Source organism: Novosphingobium sp. (assembly GCF_039595395.1).
GTDB lineage: Bacteria > Pseudomonadota > Alphaproteobacteria > Sphingomonadales > Sphingomonadaceae > Novosphingobium.
Window position 1 is genome coordinate 2,022,410 of sequence record NZ_JBCNLP010000001.1, and the last position, 17,592, is coordinate 2,040,001.

Consider the following 17,592-nt stretch of genomic DNA (forward strand, 5'->3'; position numbering starts at 1 on the left):
TAACTTCTTGCCTTAATACCTTGAAAAACCTCAAGCCCGCCCAGTCTGCCCGGACAGATGCGAAGGATCGATCCCTTCCGCCATCCAGATCGCATGCCATCGATCATCGACGGGTGTTTCGAACAGAATACGCGGATGGCTGTCAGCGGCGAACCAGCCGTGCTCTCGCATCTCATCCTCAAGCTGCCCGGCGCCCCAGCCTGAATAGCCCAGCGCCACCAGCCAGTGCCTTGGCCCATGGCCTTGCGCGATGCTGGTGAGGATCTCGCGGCTGGCGGTCACGGACCACAGCGGGCTGGGCGTGATCGTGCCCGCGCCCGTGTAGTCGGGCGAGTGGATGACGAAGCCGCGCTGTGGCTCGACCGGGCCGCCGAAGTGGATCGCGGCATCCGGCGCCGTGCCGGGGTCGATCTCCAGATCTTTCAGCAGCATGTGGAGCGAAATGCCGTCCAGCTCATGGCCGATGCCAATGCCCATCGCGCCATCGGCATTGTGGAGGCACAGGGCGATCACCGCATCCTCGAAGCGAGTATCGGGCATGCCGGGCAGGGCGAGCAGCAGGTGCCCGTCGAGGTGGCAGGCATCGAGAGAGGGGGCCACAGTCATAGGCCCAAGGTAAGGCGAGCTGCCGCCCGGCGCAATGGGCAGAAGCTCCGCTTCAGCGCAGATTGGCCGACGTATAGCACTCCACCACCAGGGCCAGCACGCGATGATCGGGCAGGCGGAGCAGGGCGCGGTTGGCAAGGATCGTGTCGGCGGGGCAGCCGGGCAGCGGGCCACGGCGGCTTGCCAGCTTTTCGCGGCTGAAATGCAGCGCGGCGACGGCCTTGCCGAAAGGGGTGTCGGTGGTGGCCAGCAGCTTGTTCATCTCGGGCGTCAGCAGCTCGGGATTGTACCAGTTGTGCGCCTCGGAGAGCACGTGGGGCCCACAGCTCAGGCGCACATGGCGGTAGCCGGGGTCTTCGGTGCCCAGCGTTTCGGAGAGGTCGGGAGCGGGCAAGGCGTCCTCGCCCTTGACCAGCGTGGCGGTGATGCGCGGCTCGGGCATCATCTTGCGCTGGCCGCACCATTGGGTGAGCGCCATGGTGGCACTGTCGGTGCTGTTGAGCGTCGCCTCGAACTGGTCGATCAGCTTGCCGTGAGGGGCCTCGGGAGCGGCCTGGAGGGCGATCAGCAGGGGGAGCAGCATCAGATGCCTCCCTCGATCGCGTGATGTCCCTGAGCGGCCAGATCCTGTGTCAGTTGGGTGGTGCAGGCAGCCAGCTCTTCGGCATCGGTGGAGCGGATCACGAAATTGACCCCGGTCTTGCCATCACGGAAGAAGGGGTAACTGCCGATCTGCACACCCGCGAAAGCCTTTTCGGTGCTGGCGAGCAGGTCGGCGATCTCGCTTTCGCCCACCCAGCAGCCCAGCGTGGCCGAGAGCACCGGGGCGCCGCCTTCCAGCGATCCGGTCAGCGCGTCGAGCATGCCCGCGGTGATATGGGGCACGCCCGCCATGATGTAGATGTTGCCCCACTGGATGCCCGGCGCGCCGGAATAGCGGTTGGGGATCAGGCCGGCACCCTCGGGCACGCGGGCCATGCGCAGGCGGGCCTCGGTCAGCGTGCTGCCCTTGCTGGTGTAATAGGCCTCGAGGATGGCGCGCGCTTCCTCATGGACCACCACGGGCACGCCCAGCGCCTGAGCGATGGCATCGACGGTGATGTCGTCATGCGTCGGGCCGATGCCGCCGGTGGTGAAGAGGTAGTCGTTGCGCACCCGCAGCGCGTTCACCGCCTCGACGATGGCCTCGGTGACATCGGGCACCACGCGCACCTCGCGCAGGCGGATGCCCTGCACCCCCAGCCAACTGGCGATCTGGGCGATGTTCTTGTCATGCGTGCGGCCCGAGAGGATCTCGTCTCCGATCACGATCAGGGCGGCGGTGTAGATGCGGGCGGACTCGGGGGAAGCTGCTGACATGGAGGGAGGATTAGCGGGCGGGAGCCGGGCTGGGAAGGGGGGCTGACTTGCCCCCTTCATCGCCCACAAAGCCGATGTGCAGATCGGCGGCGGAGGAGAGTTTCAGCAGGCAGAGAAAGGCCTTGTCGGTCTCTGCGGCATTATGGCCGGGATTGGTAATGCGGCCCAGCGCCAGGCTGGGCTGACCGCCGCCGGGGGCACTGACCAGCTTGAGCATGGCCTTGCTGTGGGGCCCGCACAGATCGCCCAATTGCTTGGCCAGTGCCGGGGCATCGTTGCGCACCGCGTCGAGCTTGGCGATCTGCGGGGCAAGCTGGTCGCGCTCGATCATCTGCTGGCGCATGTCTTCCCCGTTGCTGAGCATGGCGGGCAGCAGGAAGCGGCGCAATTGCTGGGCCAGCGCCGGGGCATTGTCGCCGGGCCACAGCTTGTCGGCCACCATCAGCTTGGCGGCGCATTCGAGTTGCTGATCGCCGGGCGGGGTGGCCGGATTGAGGGTGACGGCATAGCTGTCATAGGCTTCCTCCACCTTGGCATGGGGAAAGCCGCAAGCTCCCATCTGCGCCCTGATGGCGTCCTGAGGGGAGGGCGAAGATGCATCCTGCGCAAGCAGGGCCAGGGCGAGAAGCAGCATGACAGCAAGGTGACATGGCTTGATCCGCGCGGCAATTGGCCTGCGCCGCGATGGTTGAAAAGGAAGGCGGTCTCCGCCCGACCGGATGCCGGCAAAAAGAAAGCCCGGTCTTGCGACCGGGCTATGAAAGTTTTGGGAGAGGATGCCTGAAAGGCCTGCTCCTTAAGCCGGAAAACGGTTGTTGTTGCAAATGCGAAAATGACGTAGTGCATTGCAATAAATGCAACTGAGGATTTCGTTCCAGCAATTCACCCTGCATTGAGGCACGGTTCGTCGCTGAAACGAGGTTAATTTTCGACAATCACCCCAAAAAGATCATGCGCATCGGCATCTTCGACATGCACGCGCACGATGTCGCCCGGCGCCAGATCCGCCGGCACATCGCGCAGCAGCACCTGCCCGTCGATCTCCGGCGCATCGGCCTGGCTGCGGCCGGTGGCGCCGCGATCGCCCTCTTCGTCAGCCTCGCCCACCTCGTCGATGATGACGGGAATGGTGCGGCCGATCTTGGCCTGCAACCGCGCGGCGCTGATCGCCTCGGTCTTTTCCATCAGGCGGGCGTAGCGCTCTTCCTTGACCGCCTCGGGCACGGCGCCGGGCAGATCGTTGGCGGTGGCGCCTTCGACGGGCTCGAAACGGAAACCGCCGACGCGGTCGAGCTGCGCCTCATCCAGCCAGTCGAGCAGATATTGGAAATCCTCCTCGGTCTCGCCGGGGAAGCCCACCACGAAGGACGAGCGGATCGCCAGATCGGGGCAGATTTCGCGCCACTTCTTCACGCGCTCCAGCACCTTGGCCTCGTTGGCGGGGCGCTTCATGGCGCGCAGCACATTGGGCGCGGCGTGCTGGAAGGGAATGTCGAGGTAAGGCGTGATCAGCCCCTCGGCCATCAGCGGAATGATGTCATCCACATGCGGATAGGGGTAGACGTAATGCATGCGCACCCAGGGCGGCGTGCCGTCGGCGGTGCGCAGATTGCCAAGCTCGCGCGCCAGATCGGTCATGTGCGCGCGGACCTCGCGGCCCTTCCACATGCGGCTTTCATGGCGGATATCAACGCCATAAGCCGAGGTGTCCTGGCTGATGACCAGCAGTTCCTGCGTCCCTGCCGCAACCAGCTTTTCCGCCTCGCGCAGCACGGCATCGATGCGGCGGCTCGCCAGCTTGCCGCGCAGTTGCGGGATGATGCAGAAGGAGCAAGAGTGATTGCAGCCTTCCGAGATCTTCAGATAGGAATAGTGGCGCGGCGTCAGCTTCACCTCGCCATCGCGGCTCGGGATCAGATCGACAAAGGGCCCCTGCGAGGGCGGCGCAGCGGTGTGCACCGCGTCGACCACCTGCTCATACTGATGCGCGCCGGTGACGGCCAGCACATCGGGGAAGCGGGCGCGGATCACATCGGCCTCATTGCCCATGCAGCCTGTCACGATCACGCGACCGTTTTCGGCAATCGCCTCGCCGATGGCGGCCAGCGATTCTTCCTTGGCGGAATCGAGGAAGCCGCAGGTGTTCACCAGCACCACATCGGCGCCGGCATAGTCGGGGCTCATGGCATAGCCATCGGCCCGCAAACGCGTGAGAATCCGCTCGGAATCGACAAGGGCCTTGGGACAGCCAAGGCTGACCATGCCGACCTTGGGAGCATCGGGAAGAACGGTGATCGTGTTTTCGCTGGACATAACGGACGCGCCCCTACACCCAAAGCGCCCAAAACGCTACTGCTGGCGTTATATCGTGAATGCGCGCGAAAGGATTGCACCTATGGGGCCCGTCAACTGGATCGCGGTGATCCTCGGAGCGGCGGTGGCCGCGGGCATCGCGTGGCCATGGTATGCCCTGTGCCGCCGCAGCGTGCCTCCGGCGTGGCGACTGCTGGCGCTGTTCATCCCCACCTCGCTGATCGGGCACAATTTCGCGCGGATCGGTGTGGATGCGCTGGCGGTGAAGCCATGGCTTTACTGGATGATGAGCGGGGGCTTTGCCTTGTCGATCATCATCCCCGCGCAGGTTGTGGCCGATGGGCGGCATGGGGTGGCTTGGCGGGAAACGCTGGTGGATGCCGGGTATTGGATGGTTGCGTTTCTGGGGATGGGGACGGTGTTCTGGGTTTTGAGGTAAGGGGTTGAAGGTAAGAAAGATGCGAGGGGGTTACCCCCTCGCGCTCCCATAACGTCTTCCGGCGATAGGGCGGTGATCCCGCATCGGAGTGCTCCGTCTCTCCACCTGCGCGAACCAAAGCGCCGCAGGCAGTGATCCATCAAAGCGGTCTTTGGGTTTTAAAGCCTGCGGCGCAGCGATCTTGGGCCCAAGGTCGAACCCGAAGCGCGACGTAGACAGTAAAGGGAGCGCGAGGGCGATGGCCCTCGCATTCCTCACTTTTTCTTCACGACCTTCTTAACAGCGAGCTTCTCCGCATTAACTACAACCGGAGCCGCAGGCAGCAAGCCCGCCGGATCGACGGGATGATTATCCTGCCGGATCTCGAAATGCAGCTCGTCGCGCGTGGCCTTGCCGGAGTGGCCGACCAGACCGATTCGTTCATGCGCCTTGACGGGATCGCCTTCCTTCACGGTGATCTTGTTGAGGAAGCCATAGGCCGACTGCCAGCCATTCCCGTGGTCGATCACCACCAGACGCCCGAAGCTGTCGGGCTCTTCCTTGGCGAAGAGCACGGTGCCCGATGCGACGGCACGCGCGGCGCTGCCTTCCGGCGCCACGATATCGAGCCCGTCGTGGAAGTTGGCCTTGCCGCGCGGGGTGTAGCCACGGCGTACGTTGCCGGCCAGCGGCCATGAGAAATGCGGCGCGCTTTTGGCCGAGCCGCCGTCGCCATGATCCGCCTTGGCCTCGCGCGGGGCGGGGGTGTCAGCGGGATCACTGTCGGCGGCCGGCTTGTCCTTTTTGGCGGGCTTGTCCTCTGACGGTGCGGCGGCGGCCTGCTTGCCCGACGACAGCATCGTCGGGATCAGCAGCGACTGCCCCACATCCAGCTTGGTGCCATCCTTCAGGCCGTTAGCGACCAGGATCGAGGACAGTGGCACACCATAGTGATAGGCGATGTCGAAGCCGGTCTCGCCTTCCTTCACCGTGTGGCGGCGGGTGCGGGGCAGCATCAGGCGTTGCCCGGCATGGACGTCATAGGGCGGCTTGATCGAGTTGGCCTCGATGATCAGGATGCGCGGCACCTTGGCGCGGTGAGCGATGCCCCCCAGCGTCTCGCCGGGCTTGACCATATGGACATGCTCGCGGTCGAGCGGGACGTCATTCTCGCCTTTGGCCTCGGCAGGCTTGTGCTTTTTCGCGGGCGCCTTTTCGGGCGCGGCAACAGCGGGAGCGGCGATCACCAGAGCTGCTGCCAGCAGCGGCAGCGCCTTCACGCCTGAAACCTTGCGCCCAGCGCGGCCAGAGAGGCATCATGCGTCAGGTCGAGCTGCAGCGGCGTCACCGAGACGAAACCGTCGGCAATGGCCTCCAGATCGGTGTTGTGGCCGGTGGTGTGCTCGATGCCATGCAGGCCGAACCAGAAGTAGCGATAGCCGCGCGGATCGGTCCCCTCGACCACCGAGCCGCGTGCGTAATCATGGAAACCCTGCCTCACCACGCGAATGCCCCTCACCTGATCGCCCGCAATCGGAGGGAAATTTACGTTAACCAAGGTGCGTGGCGCAATCGGGGCATTCACCAATGGCTGTAAAACTTTGTATCCCCATGCTTCCGCCGCCGAGAAGGACACCGAATCACCCATGCCCTCCTTGGAATAGACCTGGCTGAGCGCAATCGAGCGGATTCCGGCCAGCGCACCTTCCATCGCGGCGGAGACGGTGCCCGAATAGGTCACATCATCACCCAGATTGGCGCCGCGGTTGACGCCTGACAGGATCAGGTCCGGCGCGGCGGGCAAAATCTTCTTCAGCGCCATGGTCACCGAATCGGTGGGCGTGCCGCTGACGGCGAAACGGCGCTCCTCATACTGGCGCATGCGCACCGGGCGGCTGAGCGTCAGCGAGTGGCCCGCGCCCGACTGTTCCTCTTCGGGGCAGCAGATCCAGATGTCGTCGGAAAGCTGGCGGGCGATGGCTTCCAGCACCTTCAGGCCGGGGGCGTGGATACCATCGTCATTGGTCAGCAGGATACGCATGGGGCAACTTTCTATTGAATTCAGGGGCGCAGCACGTCGAGGCCGCCCATATAGGGGCGCAAGGCCTCGGGCACGGTCACGCTGCCGTCCTCGTTCTGGTAATTTTCCAGCACGGCGACCAGCGTGCGGCCCACGGCCAGACCCGAACCGTTGAGCGTGTGCAGGAAGCGCGTGCTCTTCTGGCCTTCGGGCTTGTAGCGAGCATCCATCCGGCGGGCCTGGAAATCGCCGCAGTTCGAGCAGGAGCTGATCTCGCGATACCTGCCCTGACCCGGCAGCCAGACTTCCAGATCGTAGGTACGGCGGGCCGAAAAGCCCATGTCGCCGGTGCAGAGCAGCATGCGGCGATAGGGCAGGCCCAGCGTTTCGAGAATATACTCGGCAGCGGCGGTCATCCGCTCATGCTCGGCGTCCGACTCCTCGGGCGTGGTGATCGAGACGAGTTCCACCTTGTCGAACTGATGCTGGCGGATGAGGCCGCGCGTGTCCTTGCCCGCCGCACCGGCTTCGCTGCGGAAGCAGGAGGTCAGCGCCGTGAAGCGCAGGGGCAGGGCGGCGGTCTCGACGATCTGGTCGCGCGCCAGATTGGTGAGGCTCACCTCGGCGGTGGGGATCAGCCAGCGGCCATCGGTGGTCTGGAACAGATCTTCGGAAAACTTGGGGAGCTGGGCGGTGCCGAACAGCGCCTCGTCACGCACCAGCACGGGCGGGGCGACTTCCTCATAGCCGAATTTGGTGGTGTGCGTGTCCAGCATGAACTGGCCGAGCGCGCGGCTCAACCGCGCCACGCCGCCGCGCAGATAGGCGAAACGTGCGCCCGAAACGCTCTGGGCGCTTTCGAAATCGAGGCCCAGGGGGGCGCCAATGTCGAAATGCTCCTTCGCGCCCTCGGCAGGCTTGGGATCGCCCCAGCGCTTGACCTCGACGTTTTCGTCCTCATCCTTGCCTTCGGGCACGCCTTCGCTCGGCAGGTTGGGCAGGCCCGCCAGCAGGGTGCTGACAGCCTCGGCCGCCTCGCGGTGCTGGGCTTCCAGAGCGGGGATCGTTTCCTTCAGCGCGGTGACGCGCTCCATCAACTGGGCGGCCAGCGCCTCATCCTTCTTCGCCTTGGCCTGACCGATGGCCTTGGAGGCCTCGTTACGTTCGGCCAGCAGCTCCTGCAGGCTGTTCTGGATCGAGCGCGACGAGGCGTCGGCGGCCAGAATGCTGTCAGCCAGAGGGGCCAGTCCGCGCAGGGCGAGGCCTGCGTCAAAGGCTTGCGGGTTTTCGCGGATGAATCGGATATCGTGCATGTTTGCGGGGTATTGGCCCGCCCGCACCGGGTCAAGCACTGGCTTGCCGCAATGCACGATGACGGTGGCTTTCAGCATGTTCTGCGGCCGCGTAAAGCAGGGTGAGCAGCAGGATCAGCCCGCAGGCCAGCAGGCCAAGCCCGTCCCACCCGGCGCGCTCCACCACCCAGGCGCCCAGCGGCGGGCCCAGCAGAGCACCGCCCGCGCCGCATTGCGTCAAAAGCCCCTGCGCCGAGGCGATGCGCGGATCGCCAGGCCGCTCGCTACCGCTCAGCACCGGAAGCCGGGCAAAAAGCATGCTGCGCGCCAGTCCGCTGAGCACCACCAGCGCGATGGCCAGAGCCGTGCAGGCGATCATCCCCGAGGCGCGAAGGACCAGCGGCGCCAGCACCGCCGCGCCAAGCAGCGCAAGGCAGGGCACACGCCCCGGCCTGCCGCTCAGCCGCAGCACCGGCAGCGCCAGCAGCGATCCGGGCAGCGCGGCCAGCGAGACCAGACCGGCGGCAAGCGCGGCATCGGTCAGGCTGGCGCCGTGGCGTTCGATCAGAAAGCTGGGGAGCAGCCCGCCCAATGCGCAGACAAACATCGTGTAGCAGCCGAAGCCCGCCGCCAGCAGCCATGCGCCCGGCGCTGGCCATGCCCTGGCGCGCGAGGCATTCGCCTCCGCATCGAGGCGCAGAACCGGCACCAGCGCCAGCAGGCACGGCAGGGACCACAGCGCGATGGCGATGCGCGGGCTCGACAGTCCGGCGACAAAGCCGGTCAGCATGGTGCCCAGCCCCAGCCCGACGGGCACGAAGCTGCTCCACAGGATGATCGCCTTGCCGCGTCGTGGCCCATCACCGGCGATGGCGGTGATCAGCGTGGGGGCGCCCACCACGACCAGCACATAGCCCAGCCCCTCGATGGCGCGGGTGGCGAAGAGCAGGCCCGGAGCTTGAGAACAGGCCTCGACCAGACTGGCCACCGCCAGCACAACCAATCCGGTCAGCAGCGCCCTCCGGCTGCCGATCCGCCCCAGCATCAGCCCGGCGGGAAAGCCCAGCAGCGCTCCGCCCACCTCCAGCAGCGAGATCAGCAGCCCGACCCGCATCAGATCGAGCCCGAAGATATCGCGCAGCAACGGCGCCAATGCGGAGAATTTGGCAAGCTGGGCGGCGGCGATCACGCCGGTCAGCCACAGCAGGGTGATGGTGTTCCAGGGTCTGTTCATGGCGGCGTCTCTGCGCCGCCATCGCCGCCGCGCCCACGAATGAATTATGCGTGGAGCCTCAATCCAGCGCGGTGGTCAGGCGCCCGACCCGGCCATCGGCCAGCGGCAGGCTTTCCCACATCATGATGCCGGGCTGGATCGAGATGGTGTTGCTGCCATTGGCGCTGGTGCGGAAGCGTTTCGTGCCGAAGGGCCGCTCGAACCAGCCCTGCGTGGCAAGGCCTTCCTGCGCCTCAACGATCTCGGGCGTGGCAAAGCGCCAGAGCGAGCGGTCCATATAGGCCCCGACATCCCCGCCCCACGATGCCGCCCGCGCCGGAGACACCGCCAGCAGCCGATGCGTCACATCGCAGACCAGATGAACCCGCGCGGTCGAGGTGGCGATCAGGCGCTTCAGGGCGGCATCGCCGACCGCATCGGCGCGCGCCGCCATCAGGTCGAGCAGGCGGTCATGCTGTGCCGGGTCGGGCTGATGCGTGCCGCTTTCCCAGCGCGAAACACTGCCCTGGCTCACCCCCAGCATCTCGGCCAGATGGGTCTGCTTGATGGCATGCAGCCGCCGGAAACGGCGCAGCGCGCGACCAAGCGACAAAGGGTCTGACAGAGCGTCATCCATGGCCCGTTTCTATCCCCGCGCGCTTATCGCGTCAAAGCCCGTCGCCCTCGACCCAATGCGAGTCCGTCAGCGTGCGCGCCAGATGCCAGACCTGACGGCGGATATCGGGCACGGCGACCGTCTCCCATGCCTCGCCCCGTGTCATCGGGCCGACCGCGAAGAGGCGTGGCTGCGGTTTGCCCACGGTGTTGAGCACATGGCCCCGCCGATCGACATCGAGCCCCATGCGATGCACATCGGGCCGCGCGCGCTTCTGCGCCAGCAGGGCGGCCAGCAGCGGAGCAGGGTTCAGCGTGATATCGCCCTCGGGCCCGGTGCAGGTGATGATGCGCGTGACGCGCAAGGTTTCCACCCGCTCGGTGCCGCGCGGCTGAAGGGTGACGTTCAGCGCATCGCCCTGCTGCTGCGCCGCCTCGATCCGCCCGGCCAGCAGGGTCAGGCGACCGTCTTCCTGCATGGCGTGAAGGCGCTGGGCCACGGGCGGGGCCATGCGGTGGCGATGCACATCCCACCACGGGCGGACGTGGCGCAGAAAACGGGCCTGTTCGCTTGTGTCGTGCAGGCGCCAGAGGCTTTGCGCATGGGGGCGGATCTCATCCACGGCCTGACGCCAGTCGACCTGCCTTGCCCGCTCGCGCAGATGGTGAAGCAGCCATGAACCATGTTTCTGCGGCGGGAAGACCGGCGTCACATTGGGGCCCGTCTCGGCATGAACCCGCGGCAGCAGCCCCCGGCGCGAGCAGGCCGTGATCCGCCCGCGCCATCCCGCCGCATCGAGCGACATGGCGACATCGACCATCGTCAGCCCCGTGCCCACCAGCAGGATATGGTCGTCTGGCCCCAGGCCCTCGATGGCGCGGGGAGACCACGGGTTGCTCACCGCAAGATGCGGGGGCAGATGGGCGAAGACCGGCAAGGGCGAGGGCTCGACATGGCCCAGTGCCAGCACCAGCGAGGCGGCATGCACCACCTCGCCGCTGTCGAGTTGCAGCACCGCGCGGTCCTGACGCCATTCGACCGCGACCGCATCCTGTTCCTTGAGCGTGAAGCGGCCCGGCGCGCTGGCCATGGCTTTCATCAACTGCTCGCGCAGATAGCGGCCATAGGTGGGGCGGGGGACGAAACGGTTGGCCTGTTCCTCGCTCGATGTGGCGGAAGCCGGTTGGCCCTGTTCCAGCCAGCGCAGGAAATGGTCCGGGTCGTCGGCATAGGCGCTCATATTGTTGGCGCGGACGTTGAGCAGATGCTCGGGCTGCTTTGTCTGATAGGCCAGACCCTGCGCCAGCTTCTCGCGCTGGCGCTCGACCAGCACGACATGGGCGCCTTGCGCCAGCAGGTTGATCGCCAGCAGTGTCCCTGAAAATCCGGCGCCGACGATAGCAATGGGAAGGGGGGCGGTTTCGATATCGGCCAGAGGATGGGGTGTTGTCTGAACCATATTATTCCATCCTGAAGACTGTTCCGGGCGCCTGCCATGACGGGCGGGGCCGGTGAGCCTTCGTGTAAACTCTACCAACCATATCGTCTTACAAGAAATTCTTTGCGGCTCCATGGCTTCGGCTCAAAGCAAACGAGCGGCTCCCATCGGGAACCGCTCGCGCATGGTTCGGGTGTGGTGAAAATCAGACGCGGCGGTCGGGCGAAACGGCCTGCTCGGCAGGGGCCTTGCCCGGAGCGGCCTGCTGGCCGGGCGTGGCGGCGCCGCAGCCGTGCGAGGCGGCCTCGGTCACCTTGGGGGCGGCCTGTGTGCCGTCCGAGGAATAGGAGATCGTGCGGGTGCAGCCATTGGCATCCTGCGTGGTCGACACATAGGTCATATGCATGCCCTGAGGCAGAGCCTGGGCGCCGGTGGCGGTCATGCCCGGCGCGCTGCCCTGCGTGGCGGCTGCCTGTTGCATGGCGGCGACCTGCTGCATCATCGCATCGGTCTGGCGGTCCATCATGGCCGAGATCATCGCCATCTGGGCAAAAGGATCGGCCATGGCACGGGTCTCCATGGCGGCCTCCTGAGGCGCATCGACCGGCTGGAACACAATGTTCGGCGCCACATCGCCGGCATAGCTGACATGGGCGACGGTGCCGTCGGGCAGATTGACCAGCATGGTGTGAAGCTTGGCCGTGGCGGCCTGCGCCGTGCAGGCCACCGCCAGCGACAGGGCGGCGGCGGTGATCAGGACTTTGGGCGACATGCGCATTGGGTGTGGCTCCTCTCCGTCTCAAGTGCCCGGAAATCTATCGGCGCTGGCTGAACGGTGGATGAAGCGGGGCGCGGCGCGTTCCGTCCTTGCGATGGGGTGAGATGCTTGTGGAACAAAGCCCCCGGCGCGCGGCTTCCGATAGGCAAGCTTAACCGTAAAGGGTCGTGATATCATGAAGAAACAGCTTGTCCTGTGGCCGCTGACCTTACTGGCTTGCGCCTGCGACAATGGCCCCGGTCAGGCCGCGGTGGGACAAGCCGGGCAGAGTGCCGCATCAGCCGGGGCGAGCGCGCCGGCCTCTCCCGATCCGCGTGCGGGCGATGTGGCGCGGATCAATCAGGCGCTGCCCCTGCCCGAGGGTGTTGCGCCGATGCCTGCCAGCCCGGCGGCTCAGGCCGCGCCTGATCCCTTTATCATTCGAGCCGAAGTGCTGCTGGCCCGCGCGCGCTTTTCTCCGGGGGTGATCGACGGGAAACTGGGCACCAATCTGCGTCACGCGGTCGCGGCTTTCCAGAGCGCGCATGATCTGCCCGACAACGGCAGCATCGATGGCAAGACGTGGCAGGCGCTGCTGGCGCAGGCTCAGGGCGGGCGCGGGGTGGCGCAGCTTTACACACTGACGCCTCAGGATGTGCAGGGGCCCTTCGCGCAGGATGTGGGCGAGGACTTCGTCAAGCTGGCGGCCCTGCCAAACGGCCCGCAATTCACCAATCCGGTCGAGGCCTTGGCCGAGCGGTTCCATATGAGCCAGGACCTGCTCAAGGCGCTGAATGCCGGGGTGGATTTCACGAAAGCCGGCCAGCGGATCCTGGTGGTCGACGCCGGGGCGCCGGCGTTGGCCAAGGGCGATGTCTCCCGGATCGAGGTCGCCAAGGCACAGGAAGCGGTGCGCGCCTATGGCAAGGATGGCAAGCTGATCGCCTTTTATCCGGCGACCGTCGGATCAACCGATCGCCCCTCGCCAAGCGGCACGCATAAGGTGGTGGGTGTGGCCTTCAACCCCGATTACACCTATGATCCGGCCAAGCTGAACTGGGGGCCGCGCAAGGCGGGCAAGCTGGTGATCAAGCCGGGGCCGAACAATCCGGTCGGCGCGGTGTGGATCGATCTCAATGCCCCCAGCTATGGCCTGCACGGCACGCCCGATCCCGACAAGATTGGCAAGACCGCCAGCCATGGCTGCGTGCGGATGACCAATTGGGATGCCAACGCTCTGGCGGCGGGTGTGTTGCCGGGCATATTGGTCCACTTCATGGGGGAGCGTGAAGCGGGCTGAGGCGGCTCAGGCGAAGCGCTTTTTCTCGGTCACGTCGATCTGCACCACCCTGCCATCATGAATGGTGATGGCGATCTGGCCATATTTCAGGCGTTGCAGCGCATTGCGCACCTCGGCGAGGCTGTTTTCCAGCGCAGAGGCATGATCATCGCCGCGCTGGATCGGGGTGGGCAGGGTCATGATTGTCTCCATCCGGCGGGGGCGCCATGACGCTCAGGTTAAACCCTATTTGATAAATAGGAATAAACTTGTTCTGTCAGGCGATAAACCCCGAAAATCGCGCAAGGCGCGGGCATCGAAGTTTTTCTTCGGCGGGGCAAAAGATGCGTTGCAGGACAATATCCTATTTTATGAGTAGGGATTAACCGATCGACGCGGAAGCCGGATCTTGCCCATCTGGACCCTCCGCGTCGATGCGCCGCCGCGATCGAAGGCTGCTCTTCATCCGGCGCATGACCCTTTGATCTCGCGACGGGGGCGGCCAAGCCCCGCCTCCGTCGCTTTTTTGCCTGTAGATCAGGGATGCGCTGCCGTATCCTTCATCGCGAAGAGGCTTTGCGCCCGGATCCTGTCCGGGGTTTCATCGGCATCATAGAGCACAGGCGCGATCACCCGCCGCGCCAGATCCGCCTTGCCCTCGCGCAGCAGCTCTCCGGCCAGTTCGAGCCGGGGCTGCGGTGCTTCGGGCATCGCCCGCGCCACGCGCACCATGCCCTGCATCGCGGGTTCGGGCACAGGCTCGCCCGCGCGGGTGAAGCTTTCGAAATAGAAGATCAGCGGCAGGGTCGCGCTGTCATCGGCGTGGATCGCCCGGCCTAGCACGTCGCGAGCGGCGGCCAGACCAGCGGCGCGGTCAGCGGCGGGCCCCGAGAGCGCGCGATCGGTCAGGGCAATGCCTTTCCAAGCAAGCGCCGTGGCATTGTCGGGCGTGCGTGCCAGCACCTGCTCCGCCTGAGCGAGGCAGCGCTCGGCATGGCCAGCACGGCAATCGGCCTGAGCGGCCAGGAGGAGCGCGTCGCTGTCCTGCCCAAGCCCCGCAAGGCCCTGCTGCAACTGGTTCAACCGCTCCGCGCCGGAAGCATCGGGTGTGGAGGTCCATCCGGCGAGCTGGATGCGCGGCGCGATCAGCGCGGCCTGCTCGGGCGACAGGGCAGCGATCACCGGTTCGGCGGACTGGACGGCATGCTTGTCGGTGCGCGCGAGACTGGCGGGCTTTTCGGCATAGACCTCGAACTCGCGCTGCAGGTGCTGCATGTCGCCGAAAACCGTGGCGGCCCGCGCCATCGGCGTGCCCTGCGCAATGGCCGCCATATAGCGGGACAATTGCTCCCGCCGCTCAGGCTTGATCGGGGAGTAGAGGAAGAACTGCGCCATCAGCCAGGCGTGATAGGGCGTCCAGACCATGGGGTGATAGGCCGGATCGAGATAGCGCCCCGTCAGCACATCCCTGATGTTGAGCAGCCCGTAGGAGCGCGTGACCTGCCGATAATTCTCCGGCGGTCCGGCGTAATCCACGGCGCCATCGCGGCGATACTCCACCGTGGAGAACAGCGCGCCGATCCCGTCGAGATACCAGCGCGGATAGGCGGCGGGCTGATGCGAAAGGATGAAGTGCTGGGCATAGGCGCCATAAAGCACCGCCTGCCATGTGCGGACCAGGGCGGGGTGATAGACGGGCTTCGCGTCGATGCAGTCGAGACCCTGGGCCGCCATATCCTCGCAATCGCGGTCGCGGGCTTTCGCGGTGTCCATCGGGAGGTTCTGGTCGACACGGGCCAACGCCAGCACCGCGCCATCCTCACGCGGGTCATAATAGCGCTGATCGCCGATCCCGCCGCCATAGGGGCCTTCGCGATAGTGCTGATTGCCAGCCCCAGATCGCGCAGGGCATCGCGCGAGGGCAGCAGGGTGATCGTCAGCCGGGCGGTGGGATCGTCCTTCTCGCCGCCCAGATAGAGCCGGGTCAGCAGATGGCGCAAGGTTTCCAGATTGGCGGTGACGCGGCGCAATTCGCTTTCGCTGCCATCGCTCAGGACGATAAAATGGTCGGTTTCGGCGCGACGCCAGCCGCTGCTCTTGCCCGGAGTGGCCTTGACCAGAATGTCATGGCCGCCGGAGGTGGAGGGCGGCGGGGATGGCGCCTGACCGGGAGGGGCAGGCTGGGCCGCGACCTGCGCGGCGGAGATGCTCAAAGTCAGCCCGAGAAGGATTGTGCGCATGCCATTCTCCGCATGCCCCGACGGCCTCGGGGTGAGACCTAAGCTGCCGGATTATGTCTTGGGAAACAATCGGCTCCATCGCGCATCGAGCGCGGCCTGGGCATGATTGCCCTTCGTGCGTGACACCAGCGAGACACCGCGCAGGGTCACGCTGTGGCCGCCCAGCCAGCGGCCGGAAATGCTGTAGCCGATGTCGTAAAGCGCCACATCCTCATGCGGCTCGCCATCGACCAGGAAATGGGTGGTGATGATCACGGGAAGGCGTTCGTCGCCCCGGCTGTCATCGGGCATCTGCGCGTCGCTGCGCGCCTTTTTCAGCGCGCTGTCGAACCAGGCGGCCTCAAGGCGCGGCTCGCCGGTGGTCTCGGCAGGCGCGATGCCCAGGGCCGAGGGGAAGCTGATCTGCTGGCTCTGCACCGATTGCTCGGCCGAACCCGGCTTGAGCACCAGCTCGCTCTTGCCCGAATTGATCGCGACCAGCAGCAAAGTGCCCGCCCGCGCCGAGGCCTTGGCCGCATCGGCATTCTTCACCGCATCGCTGGCGTGGCGCTCGCTCCAGTTGTTCCACAGGGTCAGCGCCGAGATGATCACCGCCAGCACGGCCAGCACCTCGCCCAGCGTGATCCAGCGGCGGCGGATCGCTGCGGCTTCGGCGGCGCGCACCTCGGCCTTGGCGTGAGGGCGGTTTTCGGCGGACGATTCGGGTTTGAGCTGGTCGGTCACCGAGGCCTTCCATCACGCGATCACGCTTGCGTCAAGCGCTCGACGGGTGCCTTTCGTATGGAAATTTTATCTCAGCCGAAGGAGACACGCGGCAGCCCGGCAGATGCGGCGGTTTCCACCCGGTTGCGCCCCAGAGCCTTGGCGGCATAAAGCGCGCGATCCGCCGCCGAAAGCAGCGCCGCCAGATCCTTGCGCAGCTCGCTTTCGGAGGCTGAATGGGGAGCTCGGGCACAGTTCATTTCCGCCAGACCGATGCTGACGGTCGAGCGCACAGCCACACCGCTGGCGGTCAGGGCGACGGTGCTGCCGAAGGTCTGGACCACCAATTGCCCGATGTGGCGCGCCTGTGTGCCATCGCAATCGGGCAGCAGGGCGGCAAATTCCTCGCCGCCGATGCGGGCGATCACGGCATCGGGGCCCAGCAGGCTGCGCGCGATGCGAGCGAAGACCTTGAGCACCTCATCGCCGGTGGCATGGCCATGATGGTCGTTGATCGATTTGAAATGGTCCATGTCGAAGGCGAGCAGCGAGAGCGAGCGTTTCGCGCTGCCCAGCACCTTCGCGCCCTGCTCGAAGAACCACTGGCGGTTGCCCAGCCCGGTCAGATAATCGGTGAGCGAGAGCTGGAGCAGGCGGTCATGGGCTTCCTCCCGCATCAGCGTCAGCAGCGCCATGGGCAGCCCGACCGAATAGAGCACGCCGCCATACATCGTCACCACGCTGGCCCAGGCCAGGAAGTCCTGTCCGTAAAGGCTGGTGAGAAACGGCAGCAGCACCACCCGCGCGGCATAGAGCAGGGCATAGGCGCTGGTCGCGGCGATGACGATCCGGCTGGAGCGCAGATGCCGCAGACCCTTGCAGCGCAGCATTTCCCATGCCGTGGCCGCGCTGACCAGCGCGATCGGCCCTGCCGAGATATAGGCCCAGATGACACCCTGCCAGCGCGTGCCGCCCAGCGACCACATAAGCGCAAGGCCCGCCAGCATGCCGATCGAGGACAGGCGATAATGCCGACCGCTGAGCGAGGCCACGCCGTTGAGGATCAGCAGATAGCCGCTCATGATCACCAGATTGCTCAGCGCCGCGCCGCAGACGCCGGGCAGATGGCCCCGGTCCGTCGCCGCGAAGCAGCCCAGCGCCAGCATCACGTAACCCGACGCCCACAGGTCGAGCGACAGGCTGCGCTCCGGGCGGATCTTGCGCTCCCACAGGGTCATGCCAGCGCTGACCAGCAGCGTTCCGATGACAAGAAGATAAAGGGTGGTCAGGTCGACATGCATGGGTATGGCCGTGGTTACGTGGCGTGTTGCGACGCACC

Annotated in this window: 18 protein-coding genes; 2 read left to right on the forward strand and 16 right to left on the reverse strand. The window is 65.9% G+C overall.

Annotated features, from left to right (window positions below):
* Nucleotides 1-30: 30 nt before the first annotated feature.
* The 5 genes from ABDW49_RS09410 to rimO form a co-directional block, all read right to left on the reverse strand.
* Nucleotides 31-606: a YqgE/AlgH family protein gene (locus tag ABDW49_RS09410; protein WP_343611435.1), complete on the reverse strand. Its 576-nt coding sequence runs from the start codon at nucleotides 604-606 to the stop codon at nucleotides 31-33.
* Between the two features lie 52 nt (nucleotides 607-658).
* Nucleotides 659-1,189: a hypothetical protein gene (locus ABDW49_RS09415; protein ID WP_343611437.1), complete on the reverse strand. Its 531-nt coding sequence runs from the start codon at nucleotides 1,187-1,189 to the stop codon at nucleotides 659-661.
* Nucleotides 1,189-1,965, reverse strand: coding sequence for a molybdopterin-binding protein (locus tag ABDW49_RS09420; protein ID WP_343611439.1), 777 nt, complete (start codon nucleotides 1,963-1,965; stop codon nucleotides 1,189-1,191). The genes ABDW49_RS09415 and ABDW49_RS09420 overlap by 1 nt, the downstream gene beginning before the upstream one ends.
* Nucleotides 1,966-1,975: 10 nt before the next feature.
* A complete protein-coding gene (locus ABDW49_RS09425) occupies nucleotides 1,976-2,599 on the reverse strand; it encodes a hypothetical protein (RefSeq protein WP_343611440.1) in 624 nt (207 codons plus the stop codon).
* Between the two features lie 287 nt (nucleotides 2,600-2,886).
* Complete coding sequence (gene rimO / locus ABDW49_RS09430; protein WP_343611441.1) at nucleotides 2,887-4,278, reverse strand: 30S ribosomal protein S12 methylthiotransferase RimO; 1,392 nt, start codon at nucleotides 4,276-4,278, stop codon at nucleotides 2,887-2,889.
* Between the two features lie 82 nt (nucleotides 4,279-4,360).
* On the opposite strand from rimO, the gene ABDW49_RS09435 reads away from it, so the two are divergent.
* Complete coding sequence (locus ABDW49_RS09435) at nucleotides 4,361-4,717, forward strand: DUF1761 domain-containing protein (protein ID WP_343611442.1); 357 nt, start codon at nucleotides 4,361-4,363, stop codon at nucleotides 4,715-4,717.
* Nucleotides 4,718-4,971: 254 nt separating this feature from the next.
* On the opposite strand, the gene ABDW49_RS09440 is transcribed toward ABDW49_RS09435, so the two are convergent.
* From ABDW49_RS09440 to ABDW49_RS09470, 7 genes are all read right to left on the reverse strand, one after another.
* Nucleotides 4,972-5,976 (reverse strand): M23 family metallopeptidase, encoded by a 1,005-nt coding sequence (locus tag ABDW49_RS09440; RefSeq protein WP_343611443.1) that lies wholly within the window; start codon nucleotides 5,974-5,976, stop codon nucleotides 4,972-4,974.
* The gene (surE, locus tag ABDW49_RS09445; RefSeq protein ID WP_343611445.1) at nucleotides 5,973-6,737 is read right to left on the reverse strand and encodes a 5'/3'-nucleotidase SurE; all 765 of its coding nucleotides are present in this window, start codon (nucleotides 6,735-6,737) and stop codon (nucleotides 5,973-5,975) included. The genes ABDW49_RS09440 and surE overlap by 4 nt, the downstream gene beginning before the upstream one ends.
* Before the next feature lie 20 nt (nucleotides 6,738-6,757).
* Nucleotides 6,758-8,029: a serine--tRNA ligase gene (gene serS / locus ABDW49_RS09450; protein ID WP_343614219.1), complete on the reverse strand. Its 1,272-nt coding sequence runs from the start codon at nucleotides 8,027-8,029 to the stop codon at nucleotides 6,758-6,760.
* Between the two features lie 31 nt (nucleotides 8,030-8,060).
* Nucleotides 8,061-9,242 carry an MFS transporter gene (locus tag ABDW49_RS09455; protein ID WP_343611446.1) on the reverse strand — a complete coding sequence of 394 codons (1,182 nt, stop codon included), beginning with the start codon at nucleotides 9,240-9,242 and terminating at the stop codon, nucleotides 8,061-8,063.
* Between the two features lie 58 nt (nucleotides 9,243-9,300).
* Nucleotides 9,301-9,858, reverse strand: a complete 558-nt coding sequence (locus tag ABDW49_RS09460) for a helix-turn-helix transcriptional regulator (protein ID WP_343611448.1) — start codon at nucleotides 9,856-9,858, stop codon at nucleotides 9,301-9,303.
* A gap of 31 nt (nucleotides 9,859-9,889) precedes the next feature.
* Nucleotides 9,890-11,296: an FAD/NAD(P)-binding protein gene (locus ABDW49_RS09465; RefSeq protein WP_343611450.1), complete on the reverse strand. Its 1,407-nt coding sequence runs from the start codon at nucleotides 11,294-11,296 to the stop codon at nucleotides 9,890-9,892.
* A 184-nt stretch (nucleotides 11,297-11,480) separates the two neighbouring features.
* Nucleotides 11,481-12,053, reverse strand: coding sequence for a hypothetical protein (locus ABDW49_RS09470; protein ID WP_343611452.1), 573 nt, complete (start codon nucleotides 12,051-12,053; stop codon nucleotides 11,481-11,483).
* A gap of 175 nt (nucleotides 12,054-12,228) precedes the next feature.
* Here ABDW49_RS09470 and ABDW49_RS09475 point away from each other — a divergent pair, with 175 nt between their 5' ends.
* Entirely contained in the window at nucleotides 12,229-13,332 is a 1,104-nt protein-coding gene (locus tag ABDW49_RS09475) for a L,D-transpeptidase (RefSeq protein ID WP_343611454.1), read from the forward strand.
* Between the two features lie 6 nt (nucleotides 13,333-13,338).
* On the opposite strand, the gene ABDW49_RS09480 is transcribed toward ABDW49_RS09475, so the two are convergent.
* The 4 genes from ABDW49_RS09480 to ABDW49_RS09495 all read right to left on the reverse strand — a co-directional run bounded on the left by ABDW49_RS09480 (nucleotide 13,339) and on the right by ABDW49_RS09495 (nucleotide 17,554).
* Complete coding sequence (locus ABDW49_RS09480) at nucleotides 13,339-13,512, reverse strand: YezD family protein (RefSeq protein ID WP_343611455.1); 174 nt, start codon at nucleotides 13,510-13,512, stop codon at nucleotides 13,339-13,341.
* Between the two features lie 336 nt (nucleotides 13,513-13,848).
* Nucleotides 13,849-15,120 carry a hypothetical protein gene (locus tag ABDW49_RS09485; protein WP_343611456.1) on the reverse strand — a complete coding sequence of 424 codons (1,272 nt, stop codon included), beginning with the start codon at nucleotides 15,118-15,120 and terminating at the stop codon, nucleotides 13,849-13,851.
* Between the two features lie 482 nt (nucleotides 15,121-15,602).
* On the reverse strand, nucleotides 15,603-16,274 hold the full coding sequence (locus tag ABDW49_RS09490) for a hypothetical protein (RefSeq protein WP_343611457.1): 672 nt from the start codon (nucleotides 16,272-16,274) through the stop codon (nucleotides 15,603-15,605).
* A gap of 71 nt (nucleotides 16,275-16,345) precedes the next feature.
* Nucleotides 16,346-17,554: a GGDEF domain-containing protein gene (locus tag ABDW49_RS09495; RefSeq protein WP_343611458.1), complete on the reverse strand. Its 1,209-nt coding sequence runs from the start codon at nucleotides 17,552-17,554 to the stop codon at nucleotides 16,346-16,348.
* Nucleotides 17,555-17,592: the final 38 nt, after the last annotated feature.